Origin of the sequence: Dorea sp. OM07-5 (genome assembly GCF_003481355.1) — a bacterium.
GTDB lineage: Bacteria > Bacillota > Clostridia > Lachnospirales > Lachnospiraceae > Dorea_D > Dorea_D hominis.
The window spans coordinates 1-16,733 of record NZ_QUKZ01000004.1; the positions used below are offsets into that span (position 1 = coordinate 1).

The following is a 16,733-nucleotide window of genomic DNA, read 5'->3' on the forward strand; positions in this document are numbered from 1 at the left end:
ATTTAATTATAACATTTTTGCTAATCGTTAGACAGTCTGACGTACGGTGGTGTGAGAGGTCGGGAAAATTTATTTAATTTTCCCTCCTACTCGATTGTGGAAGTAACAGATAATTTAAAAGAAAAGTAAAATTTAATTTTAATCAGACATAAATTGTCTGGGCATTTTGTTAAGATAAGAAAAAAAGATACAAGTGGATAAAACCAAAGTCAATTATCAAGAGAATCCGTTTTTTCAAACAAATCGCCTATTGGGCAATTAAGAATACGACTTAATGCATCAAGGTTTTCAAAACGGATGGAGTTGGTTTGATTTGTTACCATGCGATTAAAATTTTGGTAACTTAAATCCATCTGTTTATAAAGCCAGTATTTTGTATGATTTTGTTCTTTTAAAATATCTAAAACTCGTAATCGTACCATGATTTTCCTCCTGCTATTTTACAATTATATAAGAAAAAATCTTATTGAATAACTTATGCATAAGTTATATAATGCATACATGAGATATATGCAGGAGAAAAGAAAGAGGCCGCATTGAAAAAGAGGGATTCATTAAGTGGCAAATGATGCGATTTTAATGCAAACTAAAAAAAGGAGGGAAATGATAGATTATTTCTATCATGAAAAAGAAAATGGATTATATTAAGAAAATTACAAAAGAACCACGTTCGATCATTGCAATTGTAAACATTATAAGTTTCTTTCTGCCGTGGATTTCATTTGATGTATCGGTAAGTGCTTTTGGAGTGGGTGCTGATTATTCTACGAGTATTACAGGTTTTGGTATGATATCTTATTCTGTATTTGGAGTTTTATTTTATATTATGCCGATTATCATAATAGCTATTCCTTTTGTGAAGGCACTTAAAGAATATGAGAAATATCTTTATCTGATATTGCCAATCTGGTCAATAGTTGCAATGTTTATCACATGTTCTATCTTGAAACCAGCACAGGTAGAAGTGACTTTAGTTGATAATTCTTTAAAGATTCCTAAATTAATAGGATTTTGGATCGCCTTACTTTGTAACGTGTTGATTCTTGTCATCACAATGTTAAAAAAGAAGGGAGTAATGTCCGCTTCTTCTAATGAGACGAATAATAATCTTAAGAATATAAATGTTAAAAATATTTCTAATGTTGCTCGTGAAATAGGAGCATCTATACAATCCTCTGCATTTGTCGAGTGTAAAAAGTGTGGAAATAAAATTCAGCGTGGCAAAAAGTTTTGTCCTAACTGTGGTGAAAAAATAGTTGTTGAACAGAAAATAGTGAAAAAATATCAATGTTCACAGTGTGGAAGAAAAGCATCAGCGAATGAAAAGTTTTGTTCAGAGTGTGGAGCACCGATCAAAGAATATGTGATATCAACAACATGCCCTAATTGTGGGGGAAAAGTATCGAGTGATGCAGCATTCTGTTCTTCATGTGGAGCGAAAATAGAGAGAGGTGAAGAATAGTATGAAATGGTGTAGTAATTGTGGGGCGCAGTTGGAGAAAAATGAAAAATATTGTCCGGAATGCGGAGCCAGGCAGAAGTTAGAGGATTATGAGGAGAAAGGTAAAAAGAAAGCTGCGAATGGAGCCTCTAAAAAAGGAAAGATAACCATACTTTGCATAGTAGTGATTATGATAGTTGTGGCTGTCGCGGGAATTAATTATTTACAGAACCAAAAGGCAAAAGCTGAAGAAAGAGAAAATTTAACAAAGTTTATAAAAACTGCGGAATGGCCATTTGATACCGAATCAGATAACAAATATAGCACCTACACAATGCGAAAGAATAAAGATGTAATAGTGTTTGATGCCATTAAGAATAAAAATAAAGATTCGTTTATTGATGGATTTGCAGCGGATGACAAAGGAAATGAATATATTATGTGCAGTTCAATCGATGGCGAAGAGACGCATGCAGTATTTCAGGCCTCACAAAAAGAACATTGTTTAGATTTGCTGGTTTATATTGATAAAGAGGATAATTATTATTTTGAAGGTGGAAAATGGAATAAATTCTATAATTATCTAAACAAATACAAACCGGATTATTCTACGGAAGAAAAGGATGAGACAAGTAATAAATCGGATGATAAAAAAGATGATTCGGAAAAGGAAGTAAACGATAATCAAAATTCTTCAAGTGAGACCTCGCAAAATAAGGAAGCACTTGAAGAAAAAGCAAAGGAAAAACAAAGAAAGGAAGCTGCAGCTAAGCAGAAGCAACAGCAGAATGGATTTATTTTAAAATACAGTACAGAATATTTTAATCTGGACACAGAAAATGATCATACAACCATCAGAGTGACTCCGACTTCAGAAAAAGAAGTTAAAATTGATATTCATATTCCGGATTATGATGATTTTGAGTATTATGGAAATGTAATAAATTCAAAAACGGTCGATTTTAAGCTTGATGCAGGAGAAACGATTCGAATGGTATGGACAGGTAAGAATAATTTTGAGGTCCATGCGATAAATGGCTTTGCTGATGACACGATGCAGATGGTTAGACCATTATGTTATGCATTGAATGATCAAAAATATAATTTAAATGCAAGTTAAAAAGTGCATTCTATAATTATTACGTGGTAATGCAATCACAAAAAATAATATTACAAGAAATGGGAGGAAGGAAAAGTGAAAAAGAAGATGCATTTAAAAGTTGTAAAGTGTTTAGCAACTTTATGTTTGGCGATTGGAATATTTGGGGTATGTGGACTAAATGTTCATGCAGAGTCCGCTGCGTTAAAGAAAGGAAGCAATACCGCTGCTGTGAATATTTCAAAAGATGGATGGACAATGACAGCAGCTTTCCGGAAAAGCAACAGCTCTCATATTATGAAGACAAAACTATACGGAACACGGTTTCAAGGTCATATGTGGTGGGAAGATAAAAATGGCGAAGAAACAGTTAAGATTTATTATAAATCAGGGAAGATTAATAAGATCAAAGCGAAGTTTTCCAAAAAGTCACAGAAGAAATACAACGGTGTGTACAAAGTTTATAATGTAATCAAAGCTCCTAAATTATCAGCGATAAAAGGAAAATATCCAACACCTCATGCGGATGTCATGAGATATACAGCAACATGGAATAAAGTATCCGGGGCAATGGGATATCAATGTCAGTTGAAAACATATTGCTGGAGTGAATGGAATACAATGTATGAAAAGAAATCTAAATCAAATAGATCAGTATCTATAGAAGGTTCTGACATTGAGAAAATTAAAATTAGAGTTCGTGCTTGTAAAAAGGTAAATGGAATTTCAGTATATGGATCCTGGTCTAATACACGTTCAAAAAAATGTTGGTAATATAGCAATGGATTTTTAGATATGATGAGTTAGTAAAAAATAGATGGAAATAAGAATACCGCTGAATATGAGGTTAATGACTGATATTCAGCGGTGTTTTGCAAAATGAAATTACAAAATATGAGGTTGAAATTGCTTATTCTATTGCAGAATAATATCTAAACAGATTGACATTCCCCGCAAAATTAGGCACAATAGAAAGCAGACGATATCGTTTGCTTACATGCAAAACGGGTATAAGAATAAAAAAACAAGGAGGATAATATTATGCCACATATCGATGTTAAAATGTTTCCGGGAAGAAATGATGAAATTAAGAAGAATCTTGCAGAGAAGTTATTAAAGACTGCAGCAGAGGAACTTCAGATTCCGGCAGAGAACCTGTCAGTTTCGGTAGAGGATGTAGATCCGAAGAAATGGAATGAAGAAGTCGGTGCAGCAACACCGGATGACAAAATTTATGCCGGAAAGATGTTCCGTGCAGAGTAATGCACGGATTAGGGAATGAGGTATGAATAAGAGAGAGTCGTTTAGCAGTAGGTGGGGATTTATCTGCGCCTGCATTGGCTCTGCCGTAGGAATGGGCAATATCTGGATGTTTCCGACCAGAGTGTCGCTGTACGGTGGAGGATCTTTCCTGATTCCGTATTTTCTGTTTGTGATTTTGATCGGTTCTACCGGCGTGATCGGTGAGATGAGTTTTGGAAGGGCTGCAAAGTCCGGACCGATCGATGCATTTGGAATCGCATGTGAGAAAAGAGGAAGAAGGAAGAGCGGAGAAGCACTGGGAATGATCCCGGTGATCGGATCTCTTGCTATGGCAATCGGATATACGGTTGTTATGGGCTGGATTTTGAAATACGCTGTAGGAACATTTACCGGAGCAACGTTAGAGCCGGAAAATGTAGAGGCATTTGGTGCAAAGTTTGGACAGATGGCATCTGCATTTGGAAATAATTTATGGCAGATCGTTGCACTGGCTGCATGTATGCTGATTCTGATGCTTGGTGTCGGAAGTGGAATTGAAAAAGCAAACAAAGTTATGATGCCAATATTCTTCGCATTGTTTGTGATACTTGGGATTTATGTAGCATTTCAGCCGGGGGCATCAGCCGGATATCATTACATATTCCGGATCGATCCAAAAGCATTCAGTGATCCGGCAACATGGATCTTTGCATTGGGACAGGCGTTCTTTTCCCTGTCTGTAGCAGGAAACGGAACGTTGATCTATGGATCGTATCTGTCAGATGAAGAAGACATTCCGGCATCTGCGGGAAGAGTAGCATTCTTTGATACGATTGCGGCAATTCTTGCGGCGCTGGTGATCATTCCGGCGATGGCAACAACAGGTGCACAGCTGAATCAGGGCGGACCGGGACTTTTATTTATTTTCCTGCCGAATCTGATTAAGACCATGCCGGGTGGGCCGGTGATCGCAATTATTTTCTTCGTGGCAGTATTGCTTGCAGGTATGACATCGCTGATCAATCTCTACGAAGCACCGATTGCTACCGTGCAGGAGAAACTGCATTTGTCACGTGTTCCGGCATGCGGTGTGATCGCAGTGGTCGGTGTGATTGTTTCGCTGGTAATCCAGGGAATTGTGTCACAGTGGATGGACGTTTTATCCGTATATATCTGTCCGCTCGGAGCGGGACTTGCAGGTATCATGTTCTTCTGGGTATGCGGTAAGAAATATGTAGAAGCCCAGGTGAACCTTGGAAGAGAGAAGGACTATCGCGCTTCTTTCTATACAATTTGTAAATATGTATATGTACCGGTGTGTTTCATTGTGTTGATTCTTGGAATTGCACTTGGAGGTATCGGATAAGAAGAAAAGGTCTGTGAAAATATATATTTTCACAGACCTTTTCCTATGCCATAGGAAATTACTCCGTAATGTTCCTGTGACATAGAAAGCTTTCCGGAAAAGATTGTGCCGAGACACAATCTTTATACTTGACAAAAAAGTTAGCGTGAACTAACATGAAAATGAGAAACAAAATCAAAATCCAGGGAGGAATGAGATGTTTTTAAAAATAGAGGGAATAAAAAAATCTTTTGGTTCCGGGGAAAACCGGGTAGAAGTATTAAAAGGATTGAATCTGGAGATTGAGAGAGGCGAATTCTGTGTGCTTTTAGGACCGTCCGGTTCTGGAAAGTCCACACTTCTTAATATTATTGGAGGAATCGACGGAGCAGATGACGGAAGCATCACAATTGAAGGTGAACGTTTGGAAGATATGTCGGAGAAACGATTATCGCTGTACCGCAGAAAGCACCTTGGATACATTTTCCAGATGTATAATCTGATCCCGAATCTGACTGTGCGGGAAAATATTGAAGTAGGAGCGTACTTAAGCGATCAGCCGCTTCCGGTGGATGATCTTTTAAATATATTAGGACTGACAGAACACCAGAGGAAATTGCCGAATCAGTTATCCGGCGGACAGCAGCAGCGTACCGCGATCGGTCGTGCCATTGTAAAAAATCCGGATATCCTGCTCTGTGATGAGCCGACCGGAGCTTTGGATTATCATACGTCAAAAGAGATATTGAAACTGATTGAGAAGGTGAATCTGAAATACGGAAATACTATTATCATGGTAACACACAATGATGCGATCAAGGATATGGCAGACCGTGTTGTAAAATTAAAAGATGGTGGTATCCGGAGCAATATATTAAATAAGAATAAAATTCCGGCAGCAGAACTGGAATGGTAAGGAGGACGAACAGATGAAGAGTCCTTTGCGTAAAAGACTCCCGCGGGAATTAAAGGGAGAGTTGGGAAAATACCTGGTTGTATTCCTTCTGATGGTAGCTACGATCGGATTTGTATCCGGCTTCCTTGTAGCAGATGGAAGTATGCTGAAAGCATATAATGAAGGATTCGCCAAATATAATATTGAAAATGGAAATTTCCGTGTCAAAGAAAAGATTTACCCGGCACAGAAAGAAGAAATAGAAAAAAATGACATAAAGCTTTATGAAAATTATTATATCGAGCAGACAATGTCCAACAAAAGCACCATACGTTTCTTCAAAAATCGGAAACAGGTCAACAAAGTTTGTCTTATGAAAGGAAGTCTTCCAAAGAAGGCGGACGAGATGGCAATCGACCGTATGTATGCGGATAACAATAAGCTCGCTGTTGGCGATACAATGAAGAGTAAAGGCAAGATATGGAAGATTACGGGGCTGGTGGCACTTTCTGATTATAGCTGCCTGTTCCAGAATAACAGTGATACGATGTTTGATGCAGTGAAATTCGGTGTTGCGATAGTGACGGATAAAGGATTTCAGACATTGGATAAAAAGGCATGTCAATACAACTATTCATGGACTTACAACAAGGAACCGGAGAATGAGAAATTGGAAAAAGAGGTAGCGGAAGACCTGATGGAAAACATTGGCAAAGAAGTTACGCTGGAGAGCTTCGTTCCAAGATATCAGAATCAGGCGATCAATTTCACCGGAGAGGACATGGGAAGTGACCGTGCGATGATCATCGTACTTCTCTACATGGTTATTGTGATCATGGCATTTGTATTTGGCGTGACGATCAGCAATACGATACGAAATGAAGCAGCTGTCATCGGAACGCTCAGGGCATCCGGCTACACAAGAAAAGAACTGATACATCATTATATGGTTCTTCCGATATGCGTGACGCTGGCTGGCGCATTGATTGGAAATATACTTGGATATACGGTGCTGAAAAATGTATGTGCAGGGATGTATTACGGCAGTTACAGTCTGCCGACTTATGTAACTGTATGGAACGGAGAAGCATTTCTGCTGACAACGGTTGTGCCGGTGTTGATCATGTTGCTGATTAATTATATGGTATTGCATCACAAATTAAAATTATCTCCGTTACAGTTTTTAAGAAGAGATCTGTCTGGTAAAAAGAAGAAAAAGGCGATGTATTTAAGCCCGAAAACAAGCATTTTCCATCGCTTCAGGCTGCGAATTATTTTCCAGAACAAGAGTAATTATCTGGTATTATTTACAGGTATATTATTTGCAAATCTTCTGCTGTTCTTCGGACTGCTGCTTCCGTCAGTACTGAGTCATTATCAGGTGGAGATCCAGAACGGGCTTCTGGCAAAATATCAGTATCTGTTAGAAGCGCCGGTGTCAGCGGCAAGTGGAAATGAACTGGACAGACTGATTTCCATGCTGGAGTTTTCAGCTGGAACAAAGACGGACAATCCGGATGCGGAAGAATTCAGTGCTTACAGTCTGGATACACTCCCGGGAAAATATAAAACAGAAGAAATCATGCTTTATGGTGTGGATCCGGACAGTGACTATGTGAAAGTTGACACGAAAGATGGCGTTTATATTTCAAGCGCCTATGCGGATAAATTCCAGATTAAAAAAGGTGACATGATCAAGTTAAAAGAGAAATACGAAAAAGATACTTATTCTTTTAAAGTAAAAGGAATCTACCAATACAGCGGTGCACTCTGTGTCTTTATGGATCAGCAGAAGCTGAATAAAACATTTGATCTGGGAACCGATTATTACAGTGGTTATTTTTCAAAAACAAAGATTACGGATATTGATGAAAAATATATCGGTTCTGTCATTGATTTGAGTGCACTTACAAAAGTATCCAGACAATTGGATGTGTCGATGGGAAATATGATGGGACTGGTCAACGGATTTGCAGTTGCAATTTTCCTTGTACTCATTTATCTGCTGTCCAAGATCATTATAGAGAAAAATGCACAGTCGATATCTATGGCGAAAATTCTTGGATACACAAATGGAGAGATTGGCAGGTTATATATATTATCAACATCGATCGTTGTAATACTTTGCCTTTTGTTCAGTTTTCCGATAGAAGAAACATTTATGAAAATAATCTTCCGGGAGATGATGCTAGCCAGCATTTCCGGCTGGATCACACTGTGGATAGATCCGATGATTTATGTAGAAATGTTCGTAATCGGAGCAGTAACTTATGCAGTAGTTGCAGCGCTGGAATACAGAAAGATTCAGAAGGTTCCGATGGATGAAGCATTAAAAAATGTAGAATAAGGTTTGAATCAGAAAATATTTGTAGTATAATAGAACTATCATAGTGCAGTGGGAGGAAAACACGAAAGTATGACCGGTTCTGAAAGAAGAGATAAGATAATTGCCACAATGCAGGAAAACAGGATGCCGGTTCCGGGGAAGGAACTGGCGTCCTTTTACAATGTAAGCCGTCAGGTGATCGTTCAGGATATCGCTCTGATGCGTGCAGCCGGATATGATATCATATCTACGAACAGAGGATATATTCTGAACAGTCCGAAGAGTGTAAAACGTATTTTTAAAGTGCAGCATACAGATGAACAGATGGAAGATGAGCTCTATTCAATTGTGGATCTGGGAGGCTGCGTGGAGACGGTTATTGTGAATCATAAAGTATATGGACGGATGGAGGCGAAGCTTCATATTACGTCTCGGAGACTTGCGTGGGAATTTCTGGAAGATATAAGGAGTGGCAAATCCAGTCCGCTTAAGAATATCACATCAAACTATCATTACCATGAGGTGCATGCAGATAGTGAAGAGACACTGGACATGATAGAAAATATGTTAAGAGAGAAAGGATATTTAGTTGAGGACTAAAGACATCGACAGATGTTGTACCTCAAGGGGAAGAGGGAAAATGAAATTTGAAGCAAAAAATGATTTGAAGCGAATTGTAGTTGTATGTTTTGCGGCGTTGATGATGGCATTAAACATTAAGACGTTTGTGCGTGCCGGAGGACTGTATCCGGGCGGTGCGACAGGACTTACACTTCTTGTTCAGCGAAGTGCAAAACTGTTTTTCCATATTGCGATTCCATATACATTCGTCAATGTGCTGCTGAATGCAGTGCCGATCTATATCGGATTTCGCTTTATCGGTAAAAAGTTTACATTGTATTCCTGTCTGATGATCGTATTGACCAGTGTGCTGACAGATATGTTGCCGGGATATGCGATCACGTATGATACACTTTTGATCAGTATTTTTGGAGGAATGATCAATGGACTGGCAATCAGCCTGTGTCTTGCGGTCAATGCGACCAGTGGAGGAACTGACTTTATTGCAATTTATCTGTCAGATAAGAAAGGAATCGATTCCTGGAATATGGTTCTTGGACTGAATGTGATCATCCTTGCGGCAGCAGGTGTACTGTTCGGATGGGATAAAGCGCTGTATTCGATTATTTTCCAGTATGCGTCAACGCAGGTGCTTCATGAGCTGTATAAAAAATATCAGCAGAATACAGTGCTTGTTGTAACGAATCACGCAAGAGATGTTTATGAAGCAATTGCAAGAGTGTGCAATCACAGTGCTACGATCATGGAAGGTGAAGGATCTTATGAACACCGTGAACGTAAGGTCGTTTATTCTGTTATATCAAGCGCTGAGATCAAAAAGGTTATGAAAGCAATCAAAGAAGCCGATCCGCATGCTTTTGTCAATGTAATGAAGACAGAGCAGCTATCCGGACGTTTCTACCAGAAACCGACAGATTAAGACAGAGGTATGAGAAATGTGTCGAAGGAAAAATTTGCAATTATGACTGGCTATGGTATAATAGTTGCGACCAAAAAATTGGTGTAGCGATGTAAGGAGGAATACCATGGCTAGAAAACGAGTAATAAAGAAAAAAGAAGCAATGAAAGCGGCAATAGAAAAAGCGCAGCTTACAGAGGAGAAAAAAGCAGCAGAAAAAGCGCAGCTTACAGAGGAGAAGAAGACACAGTCTGCAGAAGAAAAAGTAGCAGAGAAAGTCAGCGATACTGCGAAAGAGATAAAGGCAACAGCAAAAACAGCAGCCAGAACAGCTGTAAAAGAGGCGAAAGCAGCCAAAGAGACTGTAAAAAAGACAGCAGCCAAAGAAGTGAAGGGAGCCAAAGAAGCAGTGAAGAAGACTGCTGCAAAGAGACCATCTAAGAAGGATATGAAAGTCCGTACATTTGTGGAATATTATGGCAAGCAGGTCGAGGAAAAAGAAATGATCGCCAGAGTCAAGAAGGCGTGGACGAAAAAGGGAAAGAGAGTCGGGGAGATTAAGACACTGGAACTATATGTCAAACCGGAAGAAGGCGCTGTTTATTATGTAATCAACAGTGAGGAGACCGGCGCAGTAGAATATTAAACTGTGAAAGACAGGGGATTAGAAGATAAGGGACAAAAGGAGAGACGAATATGGATGAAATAAAGACATTATTAGAGAACGTTTTAAGTAAAACATCCGATATGAAACAGGCATTTATCGATCTTGCACCGAACAGCCGGATGAATATGGGAATTATTGGTGCAATGATCATTGTTGGAGTGCTGCTTGCACTGTTTGGACTGAAACTGGTAAAATTATTTACGGCGCTTTGTGGCTTCGGCATTGGTGCAGCAATCGGAGCGGGAGTTGTACAGGTTATGCATCCGTCTCAGATGACAGGGATGATTATTCTGTTTGGCTGTGCTGTCGTTATGGCTGTGCTTGCGTTTTTCCTACATAAACTGGGTATATTTATCACGGTGTTTATAGTATCTATGGCGATTGCGGTGACGGCGAATATGCCACACAGTTTACTGATCGCCGGAATTTATGTTGTGGTATCTCTGATACTTGCAATACTTGCGGTGATTTTCACAGAACCACTGATGATCGTTGTAACAGCATTTGCCGGCGGAATGAGTGTTGGAACAGCAGTTGTAATGCTTGTGGATCTTCCGTTTGCAGGAGTGGCAAGACTGGTGATCGGTGTTGTTGTTGCAATTATCGGCATGATTGTACAGTTTATGATGCAGTCAAGAAAACTTGGCAAAAAAGAGAAGAAATTCTCAGAAAAAATAAAAGAACAGGATTCTGTGGAGTCAGAAGTTGAGAAAGCAAGAATGATACTGGATGATTTTGATGATGATACGGATGAAGATGATGAGTAAGTAGTCCGTTTTATGAGACACCTCTTCTGCTATAGTATTGAATTATAGAAGGAGAGGTGCTTTTTTATGAGAAGAATTATAAGGAGATTTTTACAAAACAGCAAGATGATAACAGGCGTGCTTGTTCAGATGATGGCAGCTTTTTTATTTGGTTTCACAGCAGTTGAGCTGCCGAATTGTCTGTATTTTCTGATCTGGTGTACAGGTCTTATTCTCTGCTGTAGTGTGACAGGAACGAAAGAATCAAAAAAAGCGTTTTGAGGGAAATACAGGCAGAAGTCCGGATCAGTTGTATTTTGCATGATATGTGATATAATAAAATCAAGTTCATGCAAAGGAGGCTTGTTTATGAAGCTGGATATGCATTGTCATGTGAAGGAAGGTTCTGTTGACAGCAGAGTGAGTCTGGACGAATATATTACAAAACTGAAAGCACACGGATTTGACGGAATGTTGATCACCGACCATGATACGTATAAAGGATACAGATACTGGAAGAACGAGATGAAAGGCAAGGCGTACGAAGATTTTGTTGTACTCAAAGGCATCGAGTATGACACCTGTGATGCAGGACATATCATCTGCATTATGCCGGAAGGTGTGAAGATGCGTTTGCTTGAGATGCGTGGAATGCCAGTAGCTATGCTGATCGATTTTGTGCATAGGCATGGCGGAATTTTAGGACCGGCACATCCGTGTGGCGAGAAATATATGAGCTTTACGAATACAAAGAGATATTATCGTTCACCGGAGATTATCAAGCGTTTTGATTTTATTGAAGCATTTAACGCCTGCGAACCGGAAGCATCGAATGAAGGTGCAAGGAAGCTGGCGCAGAAGTATAAGAAACCGGGGATCGGAGGAAGTGATTCTCATAAGCTGAATTGTGTTTCCATGGGATATACGATTCTTCCGGAGCGTGTCACCTGTGAGACAGAGTTGATTGCACTGATACGGAAGAAAGTACCGATAGAAGCAGGAGGGAAACTGTACGATAAGACAACGAAAGACAGGATTGGAAAAGCAAGCAAGCTTTTGGCATATTCATTCTGGTTTTATAACAAAGGCGGCGAATTGCTGAAGAGAAGAAAGAGACGGAAAAAAGGTAAGATTGAAAATCCAATGGATCCGATCGATCCAATCGAGATTCAATATTTAAAAGAGCATAATTCTTAGATATTTCTGAGAGAAAGAGAAAGGCACATATACAAGATTAAAGAATCCGTATATGTGCCTTTGCAACTGTAATACTATTAATGGAAAGCCTGTCAGTGCAGTATTTTAAATTTCAATCTTACGCAGACAAGATTAAAATAATAAAGAGCAGACGTGGTAAGCAATGCAGCTGCATGTCCATGCAGTAACTAATTGATAGAGAAGAATAGATATAGTAGATTTCCAACTGTTCAATTCTCTATGAATCGTTGCGATGGTAGCAGTGCATGGTACATAAAGCAAACAAAAAACCATAAGAGCGTATGCGTTTGCAGGACCGAATCCAAGAGTACCCAAAGTGGCAGACATGGTTGTCATGCCATGTGCGGTTGTAATATTCTGTATCCCGAAAAGGACACTGCAACTGGACACAACCACTTCTTTTGCGGCAATTCCGGCAATCAGTGCGACAATGATCTGCCAGTATCCAAGACCGACAGGCCGAAAGAGCGGGACGATTGCTTTCCCAATATAGGATCCGAAACTCAGACTGATATCTGTTACATATCCGGTCGGACCGAAATTTAAAATAATCCACATCAGAACAGATGCCAGGAAAATAACGGTTCCAGCTTTTGTCAGGTAGTCTTTGATCTTTTCCCATACATAAATTGCAATGGTGTGTGCATTTGGTGACTTGTATTCCGGAAGCTCGATCAACAGTGCATGATCGGCTTTTGAACCGTCTATACGTGAAAGGATGTAGGCGGTTGTGATCGCAATCAAAATTCCAAGTATGTACAAAGAGTAGCAGGCGAGCATTGCGTGTTCTCCAAAAAACATGGATGAGAACAGGACGTAAATCGGAAGTCTTGCACTGCAGGACATAAATGGTGTGATCAAAATTGTTTTGAACCGGTCTTTCGGATGCTCTAAAGCCCTGGATGCCATAACAGCGGGAACGGAACAGCCAAATCCCAGAAGTAATGGCAGAAAAGCTTTTCCGGACAGTCCGAGATGGCTCATAATATCATCCATTACAAAAGCAACTCTTGCCATATAGCCACTGTCCTCCAAAAACGCCAGTGCCAGGAAGAGAATAAAAATATTTGGCAAAAAAGTTAAGATCCCGCCTACACCGGAAATGATTCCGTCCGTGATGAGCGATGAAAGCATCGGGTGTACATGTAGTGCCTGTAAAAGGGCAGATGCACCGGATGTCAGGTAGTCTAATGCAATTTCAAAATATCCTTTCAGAAAATCACCAATTGTAAATGTTAGGAAAAATACAATTGCCATAATGCCAAGGAAGATTGGAAGTCCCAGAAACCGATTCGTCAGGTAAGAATCTATCTTATCTGTAGCTGCTTCTTTTTTTGATTTACCAACGAGGACTTCACCGATCACTTCTTCGATAAAATCATATTTCTGATTGATCATATCTTTTTCGTAGCTTCGCTCAATAATATCGGCGCAGTCAATTGGATGACGTTTGCGGATATCAGGATCGTTTTCGAGAAGTTTGATCGCATGCCAGCGTTTGTTTGTCATATCCGGATATTTTTTTGAAAGACGGCTGATCAGGAGATCAATTTTGTCTTCGATTTCATCGTTGTAAACCATTGCATATTCAGAATGGTGATCATGTCGGTGATGAGAAGACTTCCCAGTGTGATGATGAATCAACGGATCCTGAACATCAGGATCATTATGATGTGCTACAGCATGCATTAAGATAGATAGTCCGGTGCGTTTGCGTGCAGAAACCGGAATGACTGGTATGCCGAGCATTTCCGGAAGCCGGTGAAGATCTAATTCCAGCCCGCGTTCTTCAACGATATCCATCATATTGAGCGCCAGTACAACCGGCTTGCCAAGTTCAAGAAGCTGCAATGTTAAATAGAGATTGCGTTCAAGACTGGAAGCATCAATGACGTCTACAATGACATCTACTTCATCACTTAAAATACAGTCTCTGGATACGGTTTCTTCCATCGTATAAGATGAGAGACTGTAAATGCCGGGAAGATCGATCAGACGAAATTCCTGCCCTTTGTAAAAGGTTTTTCCTTCTTTCTTTTCAACAGTTACGCCGGGCCAGTTTGCAACTTTTAAATTCGCGCCTGTGTACGCATTAAAAAGCGTTGTCTTTCCGCAGTTTGGATTCCCGATGAATCCGACATTGATAATTTCGCTGTTGTTATTAGTCTGGTTATTTTTTTCTCTTGTGTCTGCAAGTCCCATGTCAGTTTTGCTCCTTTACTTCAATATGATTGGCAATTCTTTTTCCGAGAGCAAAACGTGTTCCGCGGAATTTCACAGTGAGTGAGCCTTTTTTCTGATTATTCATTATTGTGATGGTACTGCCTTCCGTAAGTCCTAAGGCTTCCAGACGGCGTTCCAGTTTTTCTTCCAGTTGAATGGAAACAACCTGATAGGAAGTATTACTGTTTCCCTGTTTTAATGTCATGTATGTATTCCTCTCTAATGTTAATGATAAATATTATCTATAATAATTCTTTTATAATATCATTTTTTAGAGAATATATCAATCTGAAAAGTATTGACAAATGTGTAAAACGTCTATATGATTAATACACTCGTCTTAAGAAGTTCTGATGATTCTTTATAATCAATATTCGTACGGGGAATCCCCCGACAGGGAAATGATCTTCCCGAATTTCACAAAACGAGAAATCATAAAAGGAAAGGAGGGCAGTTACAGTAACTGGTTTTAGCAATTTAATTTTACAATTGAAGAAGGAGTAGTGCTTATGAAAAAAAGAAATTTCCCATGGAGTCCTTTTGTGCGGTTTCTGGCGGTGCTTTGTCTGGTTTTCTGTTGCGTGCCGGCAGTAAAAAGTGAGGCGAAAGATGTGTCGCTGAGAAGAGGCGAAGAAGTATTTTATGAAGGGTATTCAACGTTTTACTATTATATTGACGGAACCCTTGGATATTGTCTGGAACCAAAACGAAGTTCTCCGCATGACGGAACCTATACGTCAAAACAATTGACGAATGACACGCTTTTAAGTAAAACACTGTATTATGCGTATGGCAATCCGGGGTATCAGAAGTATTTGAAACCTGTATTTGGAGAAAACTGGCAGGAGAAGAAAAAAGCTTACAGTCTGTCGCATTGTATTTTGTCCTATGTATATGACGAATGCAAAGATTCAAGTGATGCATTTCTGGGATTAAGTGACACAATGAAGCAGAAAGTGAAAAGCTGTACGGCGAAGATTAAGACATTTCCGAAAATACCGGATCCGGATATTGCTTTTTCAGAGAAGACATTGACGGCTGTTTATGATAAAAATGAAAAAGTGCAAAAGACAAAAACTATCACCTGCAAGGGCGATGAAGATAATTCAATTGTCCTGAAACTGCCTGCGGATGTAATACTGGTAAATGAAACAAAAGGGACAAAAAAGACAGGAAATGTGACGGTTTACGGCGGCGATCGTTTTTATTTGAAGTGTCCGGTGGGAAAATGGAATGCCCAGACGTGGAAAACAGGCAACATTTATGGGAAAAACAGACAGAATTGGAGAAGTCTGGTGATTAATACCGGAGCAGGCGGACAGCACCTGGGAGTCGGGGAACTGGTAAGTGCGGATAATATTCCAACCAGTCTTGCGGTGCAATGGATTGAAAAGCCGGAACTTAAAGTGGAAAAGAGCGCTGACCGGGAAGATAAAAAATATAAAGTTGGTGACAGGATTACATATACGGTAGATGTGACGCAGCAGATTGAGAAGGCGGTTGCCTCAGGCGTTACGATCACAGACCGGATTCTAACGGAAGGAGTGAGACTTCTTCCGGATTCTATTATTCTGTATGACAAAGATCAAAGCGTTGTATCTGACGCGGTTATTTCTGTAAAAGAGAACACATATACAATTGAAACAAAACATTTTCTGGAAAGTATTCATTCCGGTGACAAATACACAGTGACTTATCAGGTGGAAATTCTGGATGAGAAACTGATCGGAAAAGAGATTGAAAATGAAGTAATCGTCCGTGCCGATAATGCGGAAGATGTGGATGATACGGAAATCGTGACTGTGGAAGAATCGGAAAAACCAGAGAAACCAGAAAAACCGGAGAAACCGGAAAAACCGGCAGAAAAGAAGAAACCTGAGATTGTGAAAGTAGAGAAAAAGGCAGAAAAACCGTCAGTGAAGAAGAAAGAGATTGTAAAAACCGGAGACGAACAAGATTTGATACTTCTTACGGTCTTATGTATTCTTTCTTGCACTGTAATATTTACCTGTGGTAGAATAGCTCGTAAGACTAAGTAGAGGAATAGGAGG

17 protein-coding genes are annotated in these 16,733 nt (G+C 39.6%); 14 read left to right on the forward strand and 3 right to left on the reverse strand.

Features of this window, described 5'->3' with window-relative positions; all coding sequences use genetic code 11:
- Nucleotides 1-209 precede the first annotated feature (209 nt).
- Complete coding sequence (locus tag DXC04_RS04745; protein ID WP_118660200.1) at nucleotides 210-422, reverse strand: helix-turn-helix domain-containing protein; 213 nt, start codon at nucleotides 420-422, stop codon at nucleotides 210-212.
- 200 nt (nucleotides 423-622) lie between these two features.
- Between DXC04_RS04745 and DXC04_RS04750 the strand changes: the two genes are divergently transcribed.
- From DXC04_RS04750 to DXC04_RS04810, 13 genes are all read left to right on the forward strand, one after another.
- A complete protein-coding gene (locus DXC04_RS04750; protein ID WP_118660202.1) occupies nucleotides 623-1,462 on the forward strand; it encodes a zinc ribbon domain-containing protein in 840 nt (279 codons plus the stop codon).
- Between the two features lies 1 nt (nucleotide 1,463).
- Nucleotides 1,464-2,561 carry a zinc ribbon domain-containing protein gene (locus DXC04_RS04755; RefSeq protein ID WP_118660204.1) on the forward strand — a complete coding sequence of 366 codons (1,098 nt, stop codon included), beginning with the start codon at nucleotides 1,464-1,466 and terminating at the stop codon, nucleotides 2,559-2,561.
- 87 nt (nucleotides 2,562-2,648) lie between these two features.
- Nucleotides 2,649-3,314, forward strand: a complete 666-nt coding sequence (locus DXC04_RS04760) for a hypothetical protein (protein ID WP_147366232.1) — start codon at nucleotides 2,649-2,651, stop codon at nucleotides 3,312-3,314.
- A 267-nt stretch (nucleotides 3,315-3,581) separates the two neighbouring features.
- Nucleotides 3,582-3,803, forward strand: coding sequence for a tautomerase family protein (locus DXC04_RS04765; RefSeq protein ID WP_021861231.1), 222 nt, complete (start codon nucleotides 3,582-3,584; stop codon nucleotides 3,801-3,803).
- A 22-nt stretch (nucleotides 3,804-3,825) separates the two neighbouring features.
- On the forward strand, nucleotides 3,826-5,148 hold the full coding sequence (locus tag DXC04_RS04770) for a sodium-dependent transporter (protein ID WP_118520190.1): 1,323 nt from the start codon (nucleotides 3,826-3,828) through the stop codon (nucleotides 5,146-5,148).
- A 196-nt stretch (nucleotides 5,149-5,344) separates the two neighbouring features.
- Nucleotides 5,345-6,043, forward strand: a complete 699-nt coding sequence (locus DXC04_RS04775; RefSeq protein ID WP_021861233.1) for an ABC transporter ATP-binding protein — start codon at nucleotides 5,345-5,347, stop codon at nucleotides 6,041-6,043.
- 13 nt (nucleotides 6,044-6,056) lie between these two features.
- On the forward strand, nucleotides 6,057-8,369 hold the full coding sequence (locus tag DXC04_RS04780; RefSeq protein ID WP_118660208.1) for an ABC transporter permease: 2,313 nt from the start codon (nucleotides 6,057-6,059) through the stop codon (nucleotides 8,367-8,369).
- A 69-nt stretch (nucleotides 8,370-8,438) separates the two neighbouring features.
- A complete protein-coding gene (locus tag DXC04_RS04785) occupies nucleotides 8,439-8,948 on the forward strand; it encodes a transcription repressor NadR (RefSeq protein WP_117538259.1) in 510 nt (169 codons plus the stop codon).
- Nucleotides 8,949-8,988: 40 nt separating this feature from the next.
- The gene (locus DXC04_RS04790; RefSeq protein WP_118660210.1) at nucleotides 8,989-9,849 is read left to right on the forward strand and encodes a YitT family protein; all 861 of its coding nucleotides are present in this window, start codon (nucleotides 8,989-8,991) and stop codon (nucleotides 9,847-9,849) included.
- 106 nt (nucleotides 9,850-9,955) lie between these two features.
- Complete coding sequence (locus DXC04_RS04795; protein ID WP_021861237.1) at nucleotides 9,956-10,474, forward strand: DUF6465 family protein; 519 nt, start codon at nucleotides 9,956-9,958, stop codon at nucleotides 10,472-10,474.
- 50 nt (nucleotides 10,475-10,524) lie between these two features.
- The gene (locus DXC04_RS04800) at nucleotides 10,525-11,262 is read left to right on the forward strand and encodes a transmembrane protein (protein ID WP_021861238.1); all 738 of its coding nucleotides are present in this window, start codon (nucleotides 10,525-10,527) and stop codon (nucleotides 11,260-11,262) included.
- A gap of 66 nt (nucleotides 11,263-11,328) precedes the next feature.
- Entirely contained in the window at nucleotides 11,329-11,523 is a 195-nt protein-coding gene (locus DXC04_RS04805; RefSeq protein ID WP_117538262.1) for a hypothetical protein, read from the forward strand.
- 87 nt (nucleotides 11,524-11,610) lie between these two features.
- Nucleotides 11,611-12,438: a PHP domain-containing protein gene (locus tag DXC04_RS04810; RefSeq protein WP_117538263.1), complete on the forward strand. Its 828-nt coding sequence runs from the start codon at nucleotides 11,611-11,613 to the stop codon at nucleotides 12,436-12,438.
- A 132-nt stretch (nucleotides 12,439-12,570) separates the two neighbouring features.
- On the opposite strand, the gene feoB is transcribed toward DXC04_RS04810, so the two are convergent.
- A complete protein-coding gene (gene feoB, locus DXC04_RS04815) occupies nucleotides 12,571-14,661 on the reverse strand; it encodes a ferrous iron transport protein B (protein WP_118520186.1) in 2,091 nt (696 codons plus the stop codon).
- Nucleotide 14,662: 1 nt separating this feature from the next.
- The gene (locus DXC04_RS04820; RefSeq protein WP_021861242.1) at nucleotides 14,663-14,887 is read right to left on the reverse strand and encodes a FeoA family protein; all 225 of its coding nucleotides are present in this window, start codon (nucleotides 14,885-14,887) and stop codon (nucleotides 14,663-14,665) included.
- A gap of 304 nt (nucleotides 14,888-15,191) precedes the next feature.
- Between DXC04_RS04820 and DXC04_RS04825 the strand changes: the two genes are divergently transcribed.
- Nucleotides 15,192-16,721 (forward strand): isopeptide-forming domain-containing fimbrial protein, encoded by a 1,530-nt coding sequence (locus tag DXC04_RS04825; RefSeq protein ID WP_118520184.1) that lies wholly within the window; start codon nucleotides 15,192-15,194, stop codon nucleotides 16,719-16,721.
- Nucleotides 16,722-16,733 lie beyond the last annotated feature (12 nt).